The 15,115-nt window shown below is 62.1% G+C and carries 13 protein-coding genes; 8 read left to right on the forward strand and 5 right to left on the reverse strand.

Annotated features, from left to right (window positions below):
* Window positions 1–30 precede the first annotated feature (30 nt).
* Window positions 31–2,478: a phosphoribosylformylglycinamidine synthase subunit PurL gene (purL, locus tag L8U58_RS09375; RefSeq protein WP_034973884.1), complete on the forward strand. Its 2,448-nt coding sequence runs from the start codon at window positions 31–33 to the stop codon at window positions 2,476–2,478.
* 84 nt (window positions 2,479–2,562) lie between these two features.
* Here purL and L8U58_RS09380 read toward each other — a convergent pair whose 3' ends face one another.
* The gene (locus L8U58_RS09380) at window positions 2,563–3,642 is read right to left on the reverse strand and encodes an acyl-CoA thioesterase (RefSeq protein WP_080561488.1); all 1,080 of its coding nucleotides are present in this window, start codon (window positions 3,640–3,642) and stop codon (window positions 2,563–2,565) included.
* Between the two features lie 65 nt (window positions 3,643–3,707).
* Here L8U58_RS09380 and L8U58_RS09385 point away from each other — a divergent pair, with 65 nt between their 5' ends.
* The 3 genes from L8U58_RS09385 (at window position 3,708) to purM (ending at window position 6,766) form a co-directional block, all read left to right on the forward strand.
* Window positions 3,708–4,088, forward strand: coding sequence for a sterol carrier family protein (locus L8U58_RS09385; RefSeq protein WP_269955208.1), 381 nt, complete (start codon window positions 3,708–3,710; stop codon window positions 4,086–4,088).
* 99 nt (window positions 4,089–4,187) lie between these two features.
* A complete protein-coding gene (gene purF, locus L8U58_RS09390) occupies window positions 4,188–5,675 on the forward strand; it encodes an amidophosphoribosyltransferase (RefSeq protein ID WP_155270835.1) in 1,488 nt (495 codons plus the stop codon).
* A complete protein-coding gene (gene purM / locus L8U58_RS09395) occupies window positions 5,672–6,766 on the forward strand; it encodes a phosphoribosylformylglycinamidine cyclo-ligase (RefSeq protein ID WP_011273070.1) in 1,095 nt (364 codons plus the stop codon). The genes purF and purM overlap by 4 nt, the downstream gene beginning before the upstream one ends.
* Window positions 6,767–6,906: 140 nt before the next feature.
* On the opposite strand, the gene L8U58_RS09400 is transcribed toward purM, so the two are convergent.
* Both L8U58_RS09400 and ygfZ read right to left on the reverse strand, forming a co-directional pair.
* On the reverse strand, window positions 6,907–7,164 hold the full coding sequence (locus L8U58_RS09400; RefSeq protein WP_035008383.1) for a DUF3073 domain-containing protein: 258 nt from the start codon (window positions 7,162–7,164) through the stop codon (window positions 6,907–6,909).
* Window positions 7,165–7,387: 223 nt separating this feature from the next.
* Window positions 7,388–8,662, reverse strand: a complete 1,275-nt coding sequence (gene ygfZ / locus L8U58_RS09405) for a CAF17-like 4Fe-4S cluster assembly/insertion protein YgfZ (RefSeq protein WP_269955209.1) — start codon at window positions 8,660–8,662, stop codon at window positions 7,388–7,390.
* A 42-nt stretch (window positions 8,663–8,704) separates the two neighbouring features.
* On the opposite strand from ygfZ, the gene L8U58_RS09410 reads away from it, so the two are divergent.
* Complete coding sequence (locus L8U58_RS09410; RefSeq protein WP_269955210.1) at window positions 8,705–9,616, forward strand: aminodeoxychorismate lyase; 912 nt, start codon at window positions 8,705–8,707, stop codon at window positions 9,614–9,616.
* A 28-nt stretch (window positions 9,617–9,644) separates the two neighbouring features.
* On the opposite strand, the gene L8U58_RS09415 is transcribed toward L8U58_RS09410, so the two are convergent.
* Both L8U58_RS09415 and L8U58_RS09420 read right to left on the reverse strand, forming a co-directional pair.
* Window positions 9,645–10,286, reverse strand: a complete 642-nt coding sequence (locus L8U58_RS09415; protein ID WP_043012443.1) for a heme-binding beta-barrel domain-containing protein — start codon at window positions 10,284–10,286, stop codon at window positions 9,645–9,647.
* A gap of 10 nt (window positions 10,287–10,296) precedes the next feature.
* Window positions 10,297–11,115 carry an LmeA family phospholipid-binding protein gene (locus L8U58_RS09420; RefSeq protein WP_269955211.1) on the reverse strand — a complete coding sequence of 273 codons (819 nt, stop codon included), beginning with the start codon at window positions 11,113–11,115 and terminating at the stop codon, window positions 10,297–10,299.
* Window positions 11,116–11,280: 165 nt separating this feature from the next.
* Between L8U58_RS09420 and L8U58_RS09425 the strand changes: the two genes are divergently transcribed.
* The 3 genes from L8U58_RS09425 (at window position 11,281) to pstC (ending at window position 15,106) form a co-directional block, all read left to right on the forward strand.
* Window positions 11,281–12,369: a GNAT family N-acetyltransferase gene (locus L8U58_RS09425; RefSeq protein WP_269955212.1), complete on the forward strand. Its 1,089-nt coding sequence runs from the start codon at window positions 11,281–11,283 to the stop codon at window positions 12,367–12,369.
* Between the two features lie 385 nt (window positions 12,370–12,754).
* Window positions 12,755–13,861 (forward strand): phosphate ABC transporter substrate-binding protein PstS, encoded by a 1,107-nt coding sequence (gene pstS, locus L8U58_RS09430; RefSeq protein ID WP_371325825.1) that lies wholly within the window; start codon window positions 12,755–12,757, stop codon window positions 13,859–13,861.
* A 183-nt stretch (window positions 13,862–14,044) separates the two neighbouring features.
* Entirely contained in the window at window positions 14,045–15,106 is a 1,062-nt protein-coding gene (pstC, locus tag L8U58_RS09435) for a phosphate ABC transporter permease subunit PstC (RefSeq protein ID WP_070550472.1), read from the forward strand.
* Window positions 15,107–15,115: the final 9 nt, after the last annotated feature.

Below are 15,115 nucleotides of genomic sequence, written 5' to 3' on the forward strand. Positions count from 1 at the left end.
TTTTCTTCTTACAAGGAGCACCCGATCCCCATGATTCACAACGACACGGTCGCCGACGCTAAGGCCAACCCGGATCTGGAGCAGCCGTACCACGAGCTGGGCCTGAAGGACGACGAGTACGCACGCATCAAGGAACTCTTGGGCCGTCGCCCAACCGATGCGGAGCTGGCGATGTATTCCGTGATGTGGTCCGAGCACTGCTCGTACAAGTCCTCGAAGACGCACCTGCGCTACTTCGGCGAGACCACGACGGACGAGATGAAGTCCAAGATGCTCGCCGGCATCGGCGAGAACGCCGGTGTGATCGACATCGGCGATGGCCACGCCGTGACCTTCAAGGTCGAATCCCACAACCACCCGTCCTACGTGGAGCCCTACCAAGGCGCAGCCACCGGCGTGGGCGGCATCGTCCGCGACATCATGGCAATGGGCGCGCGCCCGGTGGCCGTGATGGATCAGCTGCGCTTCGGCCCAGCCGACCTACCGGATACTCAGCGCGTGCTGCCCGGCGTGGTCGCGGGTGTGGGTGGTTACGGCAACTCTCTGGGGCTGCCGAACATCGGCGGTGAGACTGTTTTTGACGCCACCTACGCGGGTAACCCGCTGGTCAATGCACTATGCGTGGGCACTTTGAAGACCGAAGATCTGAAGCTGGCCTTCGCCTCTGGCAAGGGCAACCGAGTGATCCTTTTCGGCTCCCGCACGGGCCTGGATGGCATCGGTGGCGTATCCGTGCTGGCCTCCGACACCTTCGAGGAAGGCGCGGAGCGCAAGCTGCCCGCCGTGCAGGTGGGCGACCCCTTCGCGGAGAAGGTACTGATTGAGTGCTGCCTGGACCTGTACCGTGCTGGCGTGGTCGTCGGCATTCAGGATCTCGGTGGTGCTGGTCTTTCCTGCGCCACTGCAGAGCTGGCCTCCGCCGGTGACGGCGGCATGCACATCAACCTGGACAACGTTCACCTGCGCGCCGAGGGCATGACCGCCGCGGAGATCCTGTCTTCCGAGTCCCAGGAGCGCATGTGCGCCGTCGTGACCCCGGAGAACGTGGATGCGTTCATGGAGATCTGCCGCAAGTGGGACGTCCTGGCCTCCGACATCGGCTGCGTGACCGACGGCGAGCACCTGGTCATCGAGCACCGTGGCGAGATTGTGGTGGATGCGTCCGCGCACACCATGGCCGAGGAAGGCCCGGTATACGAGCGCCCCTACGAGCGCCCGGCCGAGCAGGATCAGTTGAACGAAGCCCGCGGCATGGACCTGCCGGAGACCGCACAGGAAGTGCGTGGCCAGATCTTGGATCTGGCGGCCTCCCCGGCGCTGTGCTCCCGCGAGTTCATCACCGAGCAGTACGACCGCTACGTGCGCGGCAACACTGTCTCCGCCAAGGATGCGGACGCAGGCGTGCTGCGCATCGACGAGGAGACCGGGCGCGGCATCGCCGTGTCTACTGACGCCTCCGGCCGTTACACCCGCCTGGACCCGCGCACCGGCGCACAGCTGGCGCTGGCCGAGGCATACCGCAATGTCTCCGTCACGGGTGCGACCCCCGTGGCGGTCTCCAACTGCCTGAACTTCGGCTCCCCGGAGGACCCGGGCGTGATGTGGCAGTTCCGCGAGGCCGTTCACGGCCTGGCCGATGGCTGTAAGGAAATGGGCATCCCGGTGACGGGCGGCAACGTTTCGTTCTACAACCAGACCGGCGATACCGCTATCCTGCCGACCCCGGTTATCGCAGTGCTGGGCACCATCGACGATTGTGCTCGCCGCATCCCGCAGCAGCTGCCGAAGCAGGCTGGTGCTGGCGCTGAGGCCGGCGCCGACGAGAGCCAGGAACAGTACCACCTGGTTCTGGTGGGCGCGGAGACCCGCGAGGAGCTCGGCGGTTCCATCTGGCAGCAGGTTGTTCACGACGAGCTGGCCGGCCTGCCCCCGCAGGTTGACCTGTCCGTGGAACAGCGCCTGGGCGCCTTCATCACCGACCAGCGCGACAAGATCGTCGCCGCCCACGACCTCTCCGAGGGCGGCCTGTCGCAGGCCGTTGTGGAGCTGGCAATCCAGTCCGGTCGGGGAATGGCTGTGAACCCGATGCTCAGCCAGCACGAATCCGCCGTCGCGCAGGGTCGCACGCTGGCACAGCAAGCGGCGGTTGGCCTGTTCTCCGAGACCGCTTCCCGCGTCCTGCTGGCCGTGCGCAGCGAGGACTACGGCGATCTGATGCGCGACCTGGCCGAGACCGGCCTGACCGGCGGGTGGATCGGCCTGACCGGTGTCAGTGACGCAGCGGGTCAGCCGATCATCCGTTTCGGCTCCGGCGTGTACCCGGTGTTGCCGTTCGGTGGGGAGATCGAGCTCGACCCGGCCAAGCAGCATGATGATGACTTCGACATCGTCATCTCGCTGGAAGAGGCCGAGACGGCGTGGAAGTCCACCCTGCCCGCGTTGTTTAGCCACGCGGCCGGCAACAATTCTGTGATCTAGGTAGCCGCGACAAGTAATCAAGGGGCCCACGACCAAATGGTCGCGGCCCCCTTGACTTGTGCTGTGGCGTTTTGCCGCCGCGCTTTACTCTACGAAGCGGAAGTCGCGGTTGCTGGGGCTCACCAGCGGTCGCGGCAGGAATTCCTTACGCAGGTTGCGCAGCGTTGCTGCGTGCTCCTCCAGGCGCTTGTCCTCGTTGGTTACCGGCGTGTACTGGCGGGCCTGCAGAGGGTTTCCGTCCAGGTCGATCGCGATATACGTCATAGAGGCGTGGATGGCGACCGGCAGGTTGCCCTTGCCCTCGCGCGGATCGCCTGCACGCAGGTGCACCATCACCGTCATGGAGCGTTCGTCGGTTCGCACCAGGCGCGCGTCCACTTCCACGAGGTCGCCGATGTGCACGGGACGGTAGAAGCGAATGCCGCCGGCGTAGACCGCGGTGGTGCGCTCGCCCGTCCACTGCATGGTGCAGGCCGTGGCGGCTTCGTCGATCCACTCCATTGCCGTGCCACCGTGGACGTTGCCGCCCCAGTTCACGTCGGTCGGCTTGGCCAGGAAGCGGTTCACCAGCTCCGGCGCAGTCGACTTGTCGGTGTAGGTCTGGCGCAGCATTTCCTCTTCGATGGCCTTGCGCAGCTGAATGCGGGACAGCGCAGCGTCTTCCACACGCTTTTCTTCGTCGGTGGTGGGAACGTAGGTGGGGATCTGCTTGGACTTGCCGTTTTCGTCCAGCGCCACGAAGATCACCAGGCAGTCGCAGGCGCGGGTGAATACGCCTTCGCGCGGGTCCGCGGACAGCACCTCGTTGACGATGTGCATGGAGCTACGACCGGTGTAGGCGATACGGCTGCGCACCTCTACCATGTGGCCCGAGGGGATCGGACGGGTGAAGTGAATGTGCCCCACGTAAGCGGTCACGCAGTAGGACTGTGCCCAGCCCACGGCGCACGCATAGGCTGCCTTATCGATCCACTCCAGCACGCGACCACCGTGCACGCCCATGGCGCCGGCCATCAGCACGTCTGTCGGGGCGGCTAGGAAGCGCAGCGTCACCTTTGGGCTGCGCTCTTGTGGTGCCTCTGCCGTGTTGTCCGTGCTGTTCGTGCTATCCGTCACGTCGCTACCTTCCTCTTGTTCCTTTGGTTCCTCGCGCTGCGCGGCCATGTCCAACGACCAATACTAACGTGCGCCTTAGCTTGGTGTTTTATCGAACACTACAATTCTTTTGTATGAAGCACCTACACGGCCCGGAATTGTCCGCCGAGGCTCGACGTGGCGTCGAAAAAGTAGCCCCGTGGGTACGCTCTCCCGACGATCAGCCCCGACCGCCCCGCGTCGATGTGGCGGCGGCTGTGCGCCTGTCTCTGAAGGTGCTGGAGGAGCTTGTGCCCGGCCATTCCGTCGAAGTGCGCGTCCCTCCTTTCGGTGCGATTCAATGCATCGCCGGGCTGGAGCATCGCCGCGGTACCCCTCCCAATGTTGTGCAGTGCTCGCCGTTGACGTGGCTGCGCCTGGTTGTTGGGGAAGAGGATCTTTTTGGTTCGGACGCCGACACCTCCGGTACCCGCACATCCAGCATCGCGGAGCACCTTCCGCTGTTTCGAATCTGAAGATGAAACCCCATCCCTTTGGGTTAGCGCCCATGGGCTAGTAATGTCGGGATAGTGGCAAACATTCACGGCCAAGAATTTCAATCAGAGGCAGAAGCGTTGCTGAGTCCATTCGACGACCGGGGCGAAACTGAGCCCCGGGAAGAATGCGGCGTATTCGGAGTATGGGCGCCGGGGGAGGACGTTTCTAAGCTGACCTACTACGGCCTCTATGCCTTGCAGCATCGTGGCCAGGAGGCCGCAGGTATCGCAGTGGGCGATGGCGACCAGATCGTTGTGTTCAAGGATCTGGGGCTTGTCAGCCAGGTCTTCGACGAACAGTCGCTGGAGGCCCTGAAGGGGCACATCGGCTTGGGGCATAACCGCTACACCACCGCCGGTGGAAATAGCTGGGAAAATGCGCAGCCTATGTTCCGCATGGCCCCCGACGGCACGGACGTCGCGCTGGGGCACAACGGCAACCTGGTGAATCACCGGGAGCTGACCCAGGAGGCCGCCCGTCTGGGACTGGTGGATCCAAAGGAAAACCCCTCCGATTCCCTGGTGATGTGTGCCCTGCTGGCTGCCGACACGCGCGAAGGTCACGGGGTGGAGGAAGCAGCGATGGAGCTGTTCCCCAAGGTCAAGGGTGCATTCTGTGTACTGTTCACCGACGGCGACACGCTGTATGCGGCGCGCGACCCGCAGGGCGTGCGGCCGCTGTCCATCGGCCAGCTGGCAGGTGGCGGCTGGGTTGTGGCTTCTGAAACCGCGGCGCTGGACATCGTGGGTGCGCGTTTCGTCCGCGATGTGGAGCCGGGCGAGCTGGTGATCGTCGACGGCGATGGCGTGCGCTCCCGCCGCTTCGACGAGACCGCCCACAAGGGCTGCGTGTTTGAGTACGTTTACCTGGCGCGCCCCGATTCCGTGATCCGCGGCCGCTCGGTCAATGGCGCGCGTCTGCAGATCGGCCGGAAGCTGGCGGAGGAAGCCCCGGCGGACGGCGACCTGGTCATCCCCGTTCCGGAATCCGGCACCCCGGCGGCGGTGGGATACGCCCAGGCTTCGCGCATCCCCTTCGGCCAGGGGCTGATGAAGAACGCCTATGTGGGGCGCACCTTTATCCAGCCTTCGCAGACGATCCGTCAGCTGGGCATTCGCTTGAAGCTCAACCCGCTGCGCGAGGTTATCGAGGGCAAGCGCCTGGTCGTTGTCGACGATTCGATCGTGCGTGGCAACACCCAGCGCGCTCTCATCAAGATGCTGCGTGAAGCGGGGGCGAAGGAAGTTCACGTCCGCATTGCATCGCCGCCGGTGAAGTGGCCGTGCTTCTACGGCATCGACTTTGCCTCGCCCACCGAGCTTATTGCGAACAACGTTGACCCCGCAGACCCGGTGGAAGGGATCCGCAAGGAAATCGATGCGGATTCCCTGGCCTTCGTCTCGACCGAGGCGATGATAGAGGCGTCACAACAAAGCAGCGACGAGCTGTGCGCGGCGTGCTTCGATGGCGTGTTCCCCCTAGGCATGCCGAGCGACAACCCGAATTCAGCGCTGGTCGAAACAATGCTGAAACAACAGGCTAAGAAAGCGAGTACTAAGCCATGAGTGAGCAACCAGAGAACACCCCTGCACAGGCGGCAGGTGCGTCCTACGCCGCCGCAGGTGTGGATATTGAGGCCGGCGATCGTGCGGTAGAGCTCTTTGCTCCGCTGGCGAAGAAGGCCACCCGCCCTGAGGTCCGCGGCGGCCTTGGCGGATTTGCCGGACTGTTCGCCCTGGGGAATTACGAAAAGCCTCTGCTGGCTGCATCCTCCGACGGCGTGGGCACCAAGCTGGCCGTCGCTCAGGCGATGGATAAGCACGACACGATCGGCCGCGACCTGGTGGCTATGTGCGTGGACGACCTGGTTGTGTGCGGTGCCGAGCCACTGTTCCTGCAGGATTACATCGCCATCGGCAAGGTAGTCCCGGAGCACGTCGCCAGCATCGTTTCGGGCATCGCGGCGGGCTGCGAGGAAGCCGGCTGCGCCCTGCTGGGTGGCGAGACCGCTGAGCACCCGGGCGTGATGGAGCCTAATGAGTACGACGTCTCCGCCACCTCCGTCGGCGTGGTCGAAGAGGCCAACCTGCTGGGACCGGACCGTGTGCGTCCGGGCGATGTGGTGATCGCTATGGCCTCGTCTGGCCTGCACTCCAACGGCTACTCTCTGGCGCGCCACGTGCTGCTGGATACCAAGAAGTTGCCGCTGGATGGTCACATCGACTCCCTCGGTCGCACGCTGGGGGAGGAGCTGCTGGAGCCCACCCGCATCTACGCCCTTGACTGCCTGAAGTTGGCCAGCGAGTGCGATGTGCATACCTTCGCCCACATCACGGGCGGCGGCCTGGCAGCTAACCTGGCCCGCGTGATTCCTGAGGGCCTGGTCGCGGAATTGGAGCGTTCCTCCTGGACCCCGGGCCCGATCTTCCGACTGATTCAGGAGGAAGGCCAGGTTTCGCAGGAGGAGATGGAAAAGACCTTCAACATGGGCGTGGGCATGGTCGCCGTCGTCGCTGAAGACGATGCCGAACGTGCCATGGCTATGCTGACCGCTCGCCACATCGACGCATGGCGACTGGGCGAAGTACGCCCGGCAGAAGATGGAAAGTCCGGCGCGGTTCTTTCCGGCGAGTACCGCACCCCGGTGCAGGGCTAAAAGCTAACTGCGCGGGTTGCCCTGGTACGGGCCGGGGGGGCAGGGCAGCTAGCCCGCGTGAAAAGAGCCCATGTGAAAAAGCTCCCGCCCCTCCACCTTCTACGTGTGGAGGAGCGGGAGCTTTGCGGAGGATAGGCTAGTTATTTCCGAGAGTCGTCGGAGTAGCCATCCTCATAATTGTCGGCATACTCATCGTCGTAGTCGTCGTACGCTTCAGCGTATTCGCTGTAGTCATCCTCGTAGTCGTCGTAGCTATCGTCGCCGCGGGAACCGGAACCCCGGTTTTGCGACTGGCCCGAGAGTTCCCTCTGCAGGCTCTCCAGATCCATCTCCGGAGCGTTGTACTTCAACTGACGAGCAACCTTGGCTTGCTTTGCCTTGGCACGGCCGCGACCCATGGCCTGACCCCCTTGCGGTGTCCTCGAGTGGCGCGGGAGTTCGGCCACCCTTTTCGTTTACATGTTAAGTTTCTTCCTGCCCTACACCATAGCGGTTTGCGATCAGTTTTTCCCAAAAGATCACTACTCTATTGCGCGCCCGCGGGTGCTGGCGACAACATAAACACCCTGTGACCTGCGCCATTGTCGTGCGAGCTAGGGGGTTAACCAGCCAATTGGGATCCTAGTTTCGCCCGCGCAGTCGGTTGATCGCCGCACGCCCCGGTCGGATCGAGTCGTCGCCCGCTGCCGCCGCCAGGTCACTGGGGTCGATCGATACGTCGATCCCATCGGCTAGAAGCGGGGGTACTTCGCTATTTTTGGACGCCACCTTCTCCACCACATTCCGCTTCACCAAAGCAAGGGCGACGGGGCCGTAGTCGCAGTCGTGCACGCTGGATCCGACCCGGCCGATCGCGCGGCCACCCGCGGTGAGGTCCGCGCCAACTTTCGGTAGCCGGTTGGCGGATCCGTCGAGGTGCAACAGCACCAGAACGCGCGGGGATTTTCCCAGGTTGTGGACTCTGGAGACCGTCTCCTGGCCCCGGTAACAGCCCTTGTTGAGGTGCACGGCTGCCTCGGTGGGACCCGCAGCTACGTCGTCCAGCTGGGTGGCGCCGCTGATTCCCCTGCCGATGAAAGCAGGTACCTCGTGGGGGATGGCGCGCTCGTCGGTATCCACGCCCAGGATCGGCAGGCGCGCCTGGATTCGGATGGCGTCGTAGGCCATGCGTCCCGCGGGGGTCGCAACATCGTTGAGCTGATCCCAGGTATCGACGAAGTAATCCCTAGATACCCACAGATCAAGCGTCTGCATCTCCCCGATAGTCCCGAAACGCCACAATTGCAGGTCCAGATCGTCTGGAATGTCGATTTTCAACTGATCTGGTAAGGCGGCGGGAGACGTGGCGTCATTAAGAGATAGCGAGGAATCCGCGACGAGGCCCGTGCCGATGACGGTGAGTCGTGCCCACGGCAGGCGTTCGACGGTGACCTGCGACCAGAAGACCATCTTGCGGAGGTAGTCCTCGAGCGCGTCGGCGTGGGTGGCTGGGGTGTCGAGGATCAGAGCGTCGTTGGTGGCGAGGATGCCAAAGAAATGCTCGACGTGCCCCTTGACGTCGAGGATCAGGCCGAAGGTGGCCTGGCCGGGGGCGATGGCGTTGACCTTTTGAGAGATCAGGTTGTTCAGCCAATCGCGGCGCTCCGGGCCGGAAATGCGGATGGCCACGCGATCCCAAAAGTCCACGAGGCCTGGTTTGTCTTCGTTGATACGGGACTGTTCGGTGAGGGGATTGCCGTAGTGCCAGGCGGTGGCGCCGATCTGGGGTTCGGCTTGGTTCCCTTCTTGGGCACCCTGCACCTCCGAACCTTCGGTGGACTCGCTGCCAGTCAGCGCGCTGGCATTGGGAACGTGGTCAAGGATCGGGCTATGAGTCAGGTCAAACACGCCACCCATCGTAGGGCGGAGTGCGCGCGGCCTGCCAGTAACATCACATTTATGGGTAACTGGAACGCAGAGTTCGTGGTCGTCGATGTGTTGGGAACCAACGAAGGGGCAGAGCCGCAGGTCCGGGACGGGAGCGTTCCGATGATCTACGCGGACGACCTTGCGGCGGTGCGTGGCGACGGCGTATTCGAGACGTTTATGCTGCGTGGCGGAAATGTCCGCAACCGCGAGCGTCACGCCACACGCTTTCTGAATAGCTCCGCCATGCTGGATCTGCCGGAGCCGGATCTGGAGCGTTGGTATCGTGCCACCGACATAGCCGTGGCCGACTTCGAGGAGAAGAACGGTCCGGGTCAGGAGGCCGCACTGCGCTGGGTCTACTCGCGCGGGCGGGAATCCACGGGTCAGCCGACGGGTTGGGTCACGGTGGCACCGGTCAGCGAGCACGTGCTGCACGACCGGACGCACGGAGTGCGGGTGATGACTGCCGAGCGGGGCTTCCGCATCGACTTGTCAGAGCGCTCTCCATGGGCGCTGATTGGCGCGAAGACGTTGTCTTATGCCGCGAATATGGCGGCCCTGCGCAGTGCTAAGAAGCGCGGGGTGGACGACGTGATCTTCCTATCCGACGAGGGGCTCGTGTTGGAAGGTCCGACCTCGACGGTTGTTGTTGCGGAGGTGGATCCGGCGACGGGGGAGAAGAAGCTCGTCACCCCGCCGACCCACGTGGGCATTCTGAAGGGAACTTCGCAGGCCGCATTATTTAAGCTGGCGGAGCAGCGTGGGTGGACCACGGAGGAGCGCGTCTTAAGAGTCGAGGACCTGCAGGCGGCAGCCGGCGTGTGGCTGGTCTCCTCTGTGCGCGTGCAGGCGCGGGTGACGGAGCTGGACGGGGTGGAGATGCCCCGCCCAGAGCTCGCCGACGAGGTAGAGGAAATGGCCTGGGAGGCCGTGACCGGGTAGCCAGCTTGTTGGCCACCCGTCTAACTGGTTAACCGACCACGCGGGACAGCTGCGCGGACTGCCATGGCACCATCTCGCCGTCAATGAGGCGCTCGTCGACCCAGCCGAGGTCGTTGTTCGGCATCAGGCCGTAAAGGCGCTTGCCCGGACCCAGGTTCGTCGGGCCGGTAGCCGTCGCCATGGTCGAGGCGCTTTCCAACTGCCACGCGCGCTCGTTCAGCGGGCTGCCGTAAAGGATCTCCACCATCCCATCGGAGTGTGTGAGGATCATTTCGATCTCATCGTCATCGTTGATGCGCAGGAAGCCGGACTCACGGCGGTCGGGGGTCTCGGTCGGCTTTCCGTCATCGTCCATGCGCCACGTTCGGGAATCGTAGCTGATGCGGTTCTCGCCATCGTGGGCGAAGACAACCTGCTGGCCGAAGGTGAATTCCTCTTCGCCGGGAGGTGCAGCCTGTCCCTGTCCGCGCCACACACCGATCAGTGGCAGCAGCGCTAGCAACCCGTCGTGCAGATTAGGCCCCTTGCGCAGGTTGGCTGTGTCGTCGGGGATGGGCATATCGCCGAATTCCGGCAGGTTCTTGTCGCTGGTGGACTTGGACTGTTCGGCGGCCAGGTTCACTGCGTCGTTGGCATTGACCTTGAACTTCTTGTTTTCTTCTTCAGCCATGCCCCTAAGCCTATAGCCTGGGCTGTTCCTCTTCACTCAAGGGGCGGGAACGCGGGGCCAGATCCGACAGGCTGATCTTGGTGTATACCTGTTCCGTTTCGACGAACAGCGAGCCGCCGGAAACATAGACGCGCTCGGGGTCGCCCGGCATCGGCAATTGCTTGCCGGGGATGCTTAGGCTGAAGGCCTCATTGATCCGCCGGACAATGTCCTTGTCCATGCTGCCCTCATCCGTCACGTCTTTGGCTTTGATGTCTAGGCCGTCGGGGGCAGAAAGGATCTTGATCGGGGTGATCTTCATGGTGCCCGCAACAATCCGCAGCTTCACTTCGACCTTTGCGGGTTTGGCGAAGCCCTCCGGCTTGCCTTCGAACACGGCCTCGGTTTCCCATCCGCCACGGGGCGAGATGTCGTCCAGGTTCTGGATCTGCAGCGCTTCGATGTTCATGCGGTCGCCGAGCAGCACTCCGTCTAACTGGAGGCGGGTAAACACCTTGCGCGCCGGGGCATTTTCGATCTTGCCGTTGAAAACGTCGTCGGCGGAGACCGTGATGTATTGCGCGGAGGTGTGCACGCTCATCAGTCCAAACCCCGGTACATCAACGTCGCTGGCGGTGACGGTCACGGCCTGTATCTCGTGGCTGAGCGCAGCGCGTGTATAGGGGAATCCCGCAACCTGCACCTTCGGCGGGTTCGCTAGGTTCGAATCAGCGTACAACGCTTCGGAGATCTTGTGTTCCGCGCGGGCGGCGATCACGTTGTCGGTGATGAGCGCCACGATCAGGAGGACGACGAAGGCGACCGCGCCGCGGATTGCGATCTTCTTCACCTTGCCGGCCACCTTTCTGGAGTCTGATTCTGTTCCCTTCAGGTTACTAGGTGCCCTTGTTCTTTCTTTTGGACGCCACACTCCAGCCGCCCCAATCCCAGCCATGGGTAAAGAAACCTGTTAAAACGCTCCCATAGATTCCGAAAGTGGGGGACAATCGGGGACATGGCTATTACCTACGACACATATGAAGACCTGTGGGAGCACTCCGAGGTGCTGGAGGGGGTCCACGAGGTGTTGCAAGAGGTCGCTGAGGCCGATGGTGTGGCTGCGATTAGCGAAGCCTTCGTGCGGGGGATCGACGAGGACTTTGGCCACAAGCATGTAGTAGCGGTCAGCGATGAGCGCACTGCGGAAGGAACACGGGGCGAACAGGGCGGCCGGGTGGTCGGTGTGCTGGCCATGGATCCCGATCGAGTCATCGAGCTGGCAGTGTCTCCGGAAGGGCGCCATCGCGGAGTAGGGGTCGGGTTGTTTGAGGCGCTGCGGGATCAACTGGGAGTCAGCGGCGCAATTGATGTGTGGGCGCATGGTGATTCCGCCGGGGCGCAGCGTTTCGTTGAATCTCTGGACGCCCGCCGTACTCGTGAGCTCCTGAAGATGTCGCTGGATTGCCTGCCTGCGACGAAATCGGCCAAGAGTATCGAGGCTAAGAGCGCCGAGGCTGCGGATCTCTGCGCGGAGCAGGGGATTGAGGTGCTGACCTATAGCGAATCAATTGAGCGCTTCGACGCAGACTCTGTGGACGCGGAATGGGTGCGCGTAAACAATGAGGCTTTTGCGTGGCACCCAGAGCAGGGTGGCTGGGATAGCGAGCGTCTGCGTGCTGCTCGCGATACGAACTGGTTTGAGCCCGACGGTGTGCTGATGCTGTGGGTGCGTGACCAAAATTCCGCGGCGGAGCGCGTGGGCATTCCCTGTGCGTCCGAGGGGGGTGAAAGTGGCGAGGGTACCGGCTGTGATGATGTGTTCCGTCTAGCCGGATTCCACTGGACCAAAATTCCACTGGAGGAAAAAGAAAAGGACTCCGGGCAACGTACGGGCGAGGTGTATGTTGTCTGCCTGTCCGACGATGCACGTGGCAGGGGGCTGGGGCAAGCAATTACGCTGCTGGGCATGAAGCTGTTGCTGGACCGCGGATGTGGCTGCATTGAGCTCTACGTTGAGGGGGACAACGCGCCGGCTGTGTCTACGTACAAGCGCCTTGGTTTTGAGGTGGTCCACACCGACGTTGTCTATCGCGGTCGCCTCTAAGCCTGACCAAAGTCACCGGACACACTAAAAGGTAAGAAAAAACTTAAGATTTGCGTAACGAGGTTTAGCTTTCGTCAGAGTGTCGCGTGGTTTAGAGGCTGCACTGACGATCGCATGGTTAACACAAGGTGAACTCGGGTATCTTTTCTTCACGCGGGGGTAGTGGCTAGGTGTGCAATTTGGCGGTTTCATCGGCGGGTAAAACGGGTGCAAACCGGTTGTTACCTGGGGAAATCGGATAGTTCACCTAGAGTTAACTTCTAGCATTCTTTAATTCCATAAGCGCCGATTAACTTTTCTGATGAAGCAAGAGTGGCTCCCACAACTGCGGGCTATTCCTGTACGACACTTTCTGTACTTCTGACAATTTTCGGAGGAGAACCTCGTGAAGTTCACCATGAAGCGCACCAGCGCCGCAGCCGCAACCCTGTTTGCTGGTTCCCTGATCCTGACCGCTTGCTCCAACGCTGACAACAACGACAACGGTGGCAGCAACGGTGCTGAGAGCACCCGTGAGATGGAGGAGGCCACCGGCGAGCTGCGCGGTGAGGGCGCTTCCTCTCAGGACAACGCAATCCAGAACATCTTCGGCCCGGCTTTCTCTAACACCGGCGCTACCCTGGCATACACCGCTTCCGGTTCCGGTGACGGCCAGAAGAAGTTCATCGCTGGCCAGGCTGACTTTGCTGGTTCCGACTCCCCGCTGAAGGACGACCAGATCGCAGACGCTAAGAAGCGCTGCGAGGGTAACGACGCATGGCACCTGCCGATGGTTATCGGCCCGGTTGCTATCGCCTACCACCTGGAGGGTGTGGACACCCTGAACCTGTCCACCAAGACCGTCGCCAAGATCTTCAAGGGCGAGATCAAGAAGTGGGACGACGAGGCCATCAAGTCCGAAAACGAGGGCGTGGATCTGCCGTCCAAGCCGATCGAGGTTGTTTACCGCTCTGATGAGTCCGGTACCTCCGACAACTTCCAGAAGTTCCTGTCCGCTTCCACCGGCGAGTGGGACTCCGAGGGCAAGCAGTTCCCGACCAAGGTCGGCACTGGTGCTCCGAAGTCTAAGGGTGTTGCTGACCAGGTTGCTCAAACCGACGGTGCAATCACCTACGTTGAGTCCGGCTTCGCTGAGGAGCTGGACAAGGTCAACGTCGCAAACATCGACTTCGGTGCTGGCCCGGTTGAGCTGAACAAGGAGAACGTCAACAAGGCTCTGAGCGCTGCTGAGTTCAAGGGCGAGGGCAACGACCTGGTCGTTGACTCCAAGAAGCTGTACTCCCTGAAGGGCGAGGGCGAGTACCCGCTGGTTCTGACCACCTACGAGATCGTCTGCTCCGCTGGCTACGACGAGAACACCGGCAAGCTGGTCAAGAACTTCCTGTACACCATCCTGGACAACCAGAACGATGACCTGGCTGACCAGGGCTACATCCCGCTGGACGGCGAGTTCAAGTCCAAGCTGGAGAAGGCTGTCGACGCTCTGAAGTAGTCCACGACTGCTTTAAATGCTGGTTTTCTTCAACTGAGAAAGCCATAGCTGCCTAACGGTCAGCGACTTAACCCCCGCTCGTTTTTCGATCGGGGGTTGCGGTCTGAATGAGGCAGCAGTAGTGACGCGAAACACGTTCGCAAAAAATTCTCGTAATACATAACGACCTTTTAAGGATTCCTCATGGCAAACGCCAATAAGGTTGAGGTCGCCAAGTCCACAGAGGCAGAGGGCGACGCTCCTCAGCCGAAGCAGGATCACCAGTTGGCAGACAACAGTCAGCGCTCCGGCGGTGGCAACGTTAAGCGCCCTGGCGATGTTGTTTTTGAAACGCTGGCAAAGACCTCCTCAATCCTGATCACCGTGATCATCGCGCTGATCGGCCTGTTCCTGATCTTGCAGGCAGTTCCCGCAATGGGCCGCCTGCGCGACGGTATTTTCAGCTTCTTCACCTACGGCGAGCGCTGGAACACCGACTACACCACCAACGACGGTGGATGGATGCAGTTCGGTATCCCGAACCTGTTCTTCACCACTGTCCTGGTTTCGCTTGTCGCCCTGGTACTGGCAATGCCGGTCGCCCTGGGAATCGCGATCTTCCTGTCCAACTACTGCCCGAAGTCTCTGGTGAAGCCCCTGGGCTTCATGGTCGACCTGCTGGCTGCAGTGCCTTCCATCGTGTTCGGTATCTGGGGTGCTTACGTCCTCGGCCCGGCACTGGGCGACTTCTTTGAGTGGCTGTCCGGTTGGGCTGGCGGATTCTTCCTCTTCAACCACCAGCAGGGAAGCTCCCCACCATTCTCCACCTCTCGAAATATCTTCACCGGTGGCATCGTTCTGGCAATCATGATTCTGCCTGTCATTGCCGCAACCACCCGTGAGGTCTTCGTTCAGACCCCGAAGGGGCACGTCGAAGCTGCTCTGGCACTGGGTGCAACCCGCTGGGAAGTTGTTCGTATGACCGTGCTGCCGTTCGGCCTGTCCGGCTACATCTCCGGCGCGATGCTGGGTCTGGGACGCGCACTGGGCGAGACCATGGCGCTGTACATGGTCATCGCTAGCTCCGCTGGCTTCCGTGGCTCCCTGATGGACGGTGGTACGACCTTCGCGACCGCCATCGCGGCCGCTGCGCCGGAATTCAACGACGAGCTGAAGGCGGGTGCCTACATTTCCGCCGGCCTCGTGCTGTTCCTGTTGACCTTCCTGGTTAACGCTGCCGCCCGCGCCGTTGTGTCGAAGAAGTAGGAGACGCAA

Origin of the sequence: Corynebacterium macclintockiae, from assembly GCF_027570165.1 — a bacterium.
In the GTDB taxonomy this organism is placed as follows: Bacteria; Actinomycetota; Actinomycetes; order Mycobacteriales; family Mycobacteriaceae; genus Corynebacterium; species Corynebacterium macclintockiae.

Bases quoted from the DNA above. Each gene is read 5' to 3' on its own strand.
- purL (WP_034973884.1), top strand. From the start codon at position 31: ATGATTCACAACGACACGGTCGCCGACGCTAAGGCCAACCCGGATCTG.
- L8U58_RS09380 (WP_080561488.1), bottom strand. From the start codon at position 3,642: ATGGCCGCGCAGCGCGAGGAACCAAAGGAACAAGAGGAAGGTAGCGAC.
- L8U58_RS09385 (WP_269955208.1), top strand. From the start codon at position 3,708: ATGAAGCACCTACACGGCCCGGAATTGTCCGCCGAGGCTCGACGTGGC.
- purM (WP_011273070.1), top strand. From the start codon at position 5,672: ATGAGTGAGCAACCAGAGAACACCCCTGCACAGGCGGCAGGTGCGTCC.
- L8U58_RS09400 (WP_035008383.1), bottom strand. From the start codon at position 7,164: ATGGGTCGCGGCCGTGCCAAGGCAAAGCAAGCCAAGGTTGCTCGTCAG.
- ygfZ (WP_269955209.1), bottom strand. From the start codon at position 8,662: ATGGGTGGCGTGTTTGACCTGACTCATAGCCCGATCCTTGACCACGTT.
- L8U58_RS09410 (WP_269955210.1), top strand. From the start codon at position 8,705: ATGGGTAACTGGAACGCAGAGTTCGTGGTCGTCGATGTGTTGGGAACC.
- L8U58_RS09415 (WP_043012443.1), bottom strand. From the start codon at position 10,286: ATGGCTGAAGAAGAAAACAAGAAGTTCAAGGTCAATGCCAACGACGCA.
- L8U58_RS09425 (WP_269955212.1), top strand. From the start codon at position 11,281: ATGGCTATTACCTACGACACATATGAAGACCTGTGGGAGCACTCCGAG.
- pstC (WP_070550472.1), top strand. From the start codon at position 14,045: ATGGCAAACGCCAATAAGGTTGAGGTCGCCAAGTCCACAGAGGCAGAG.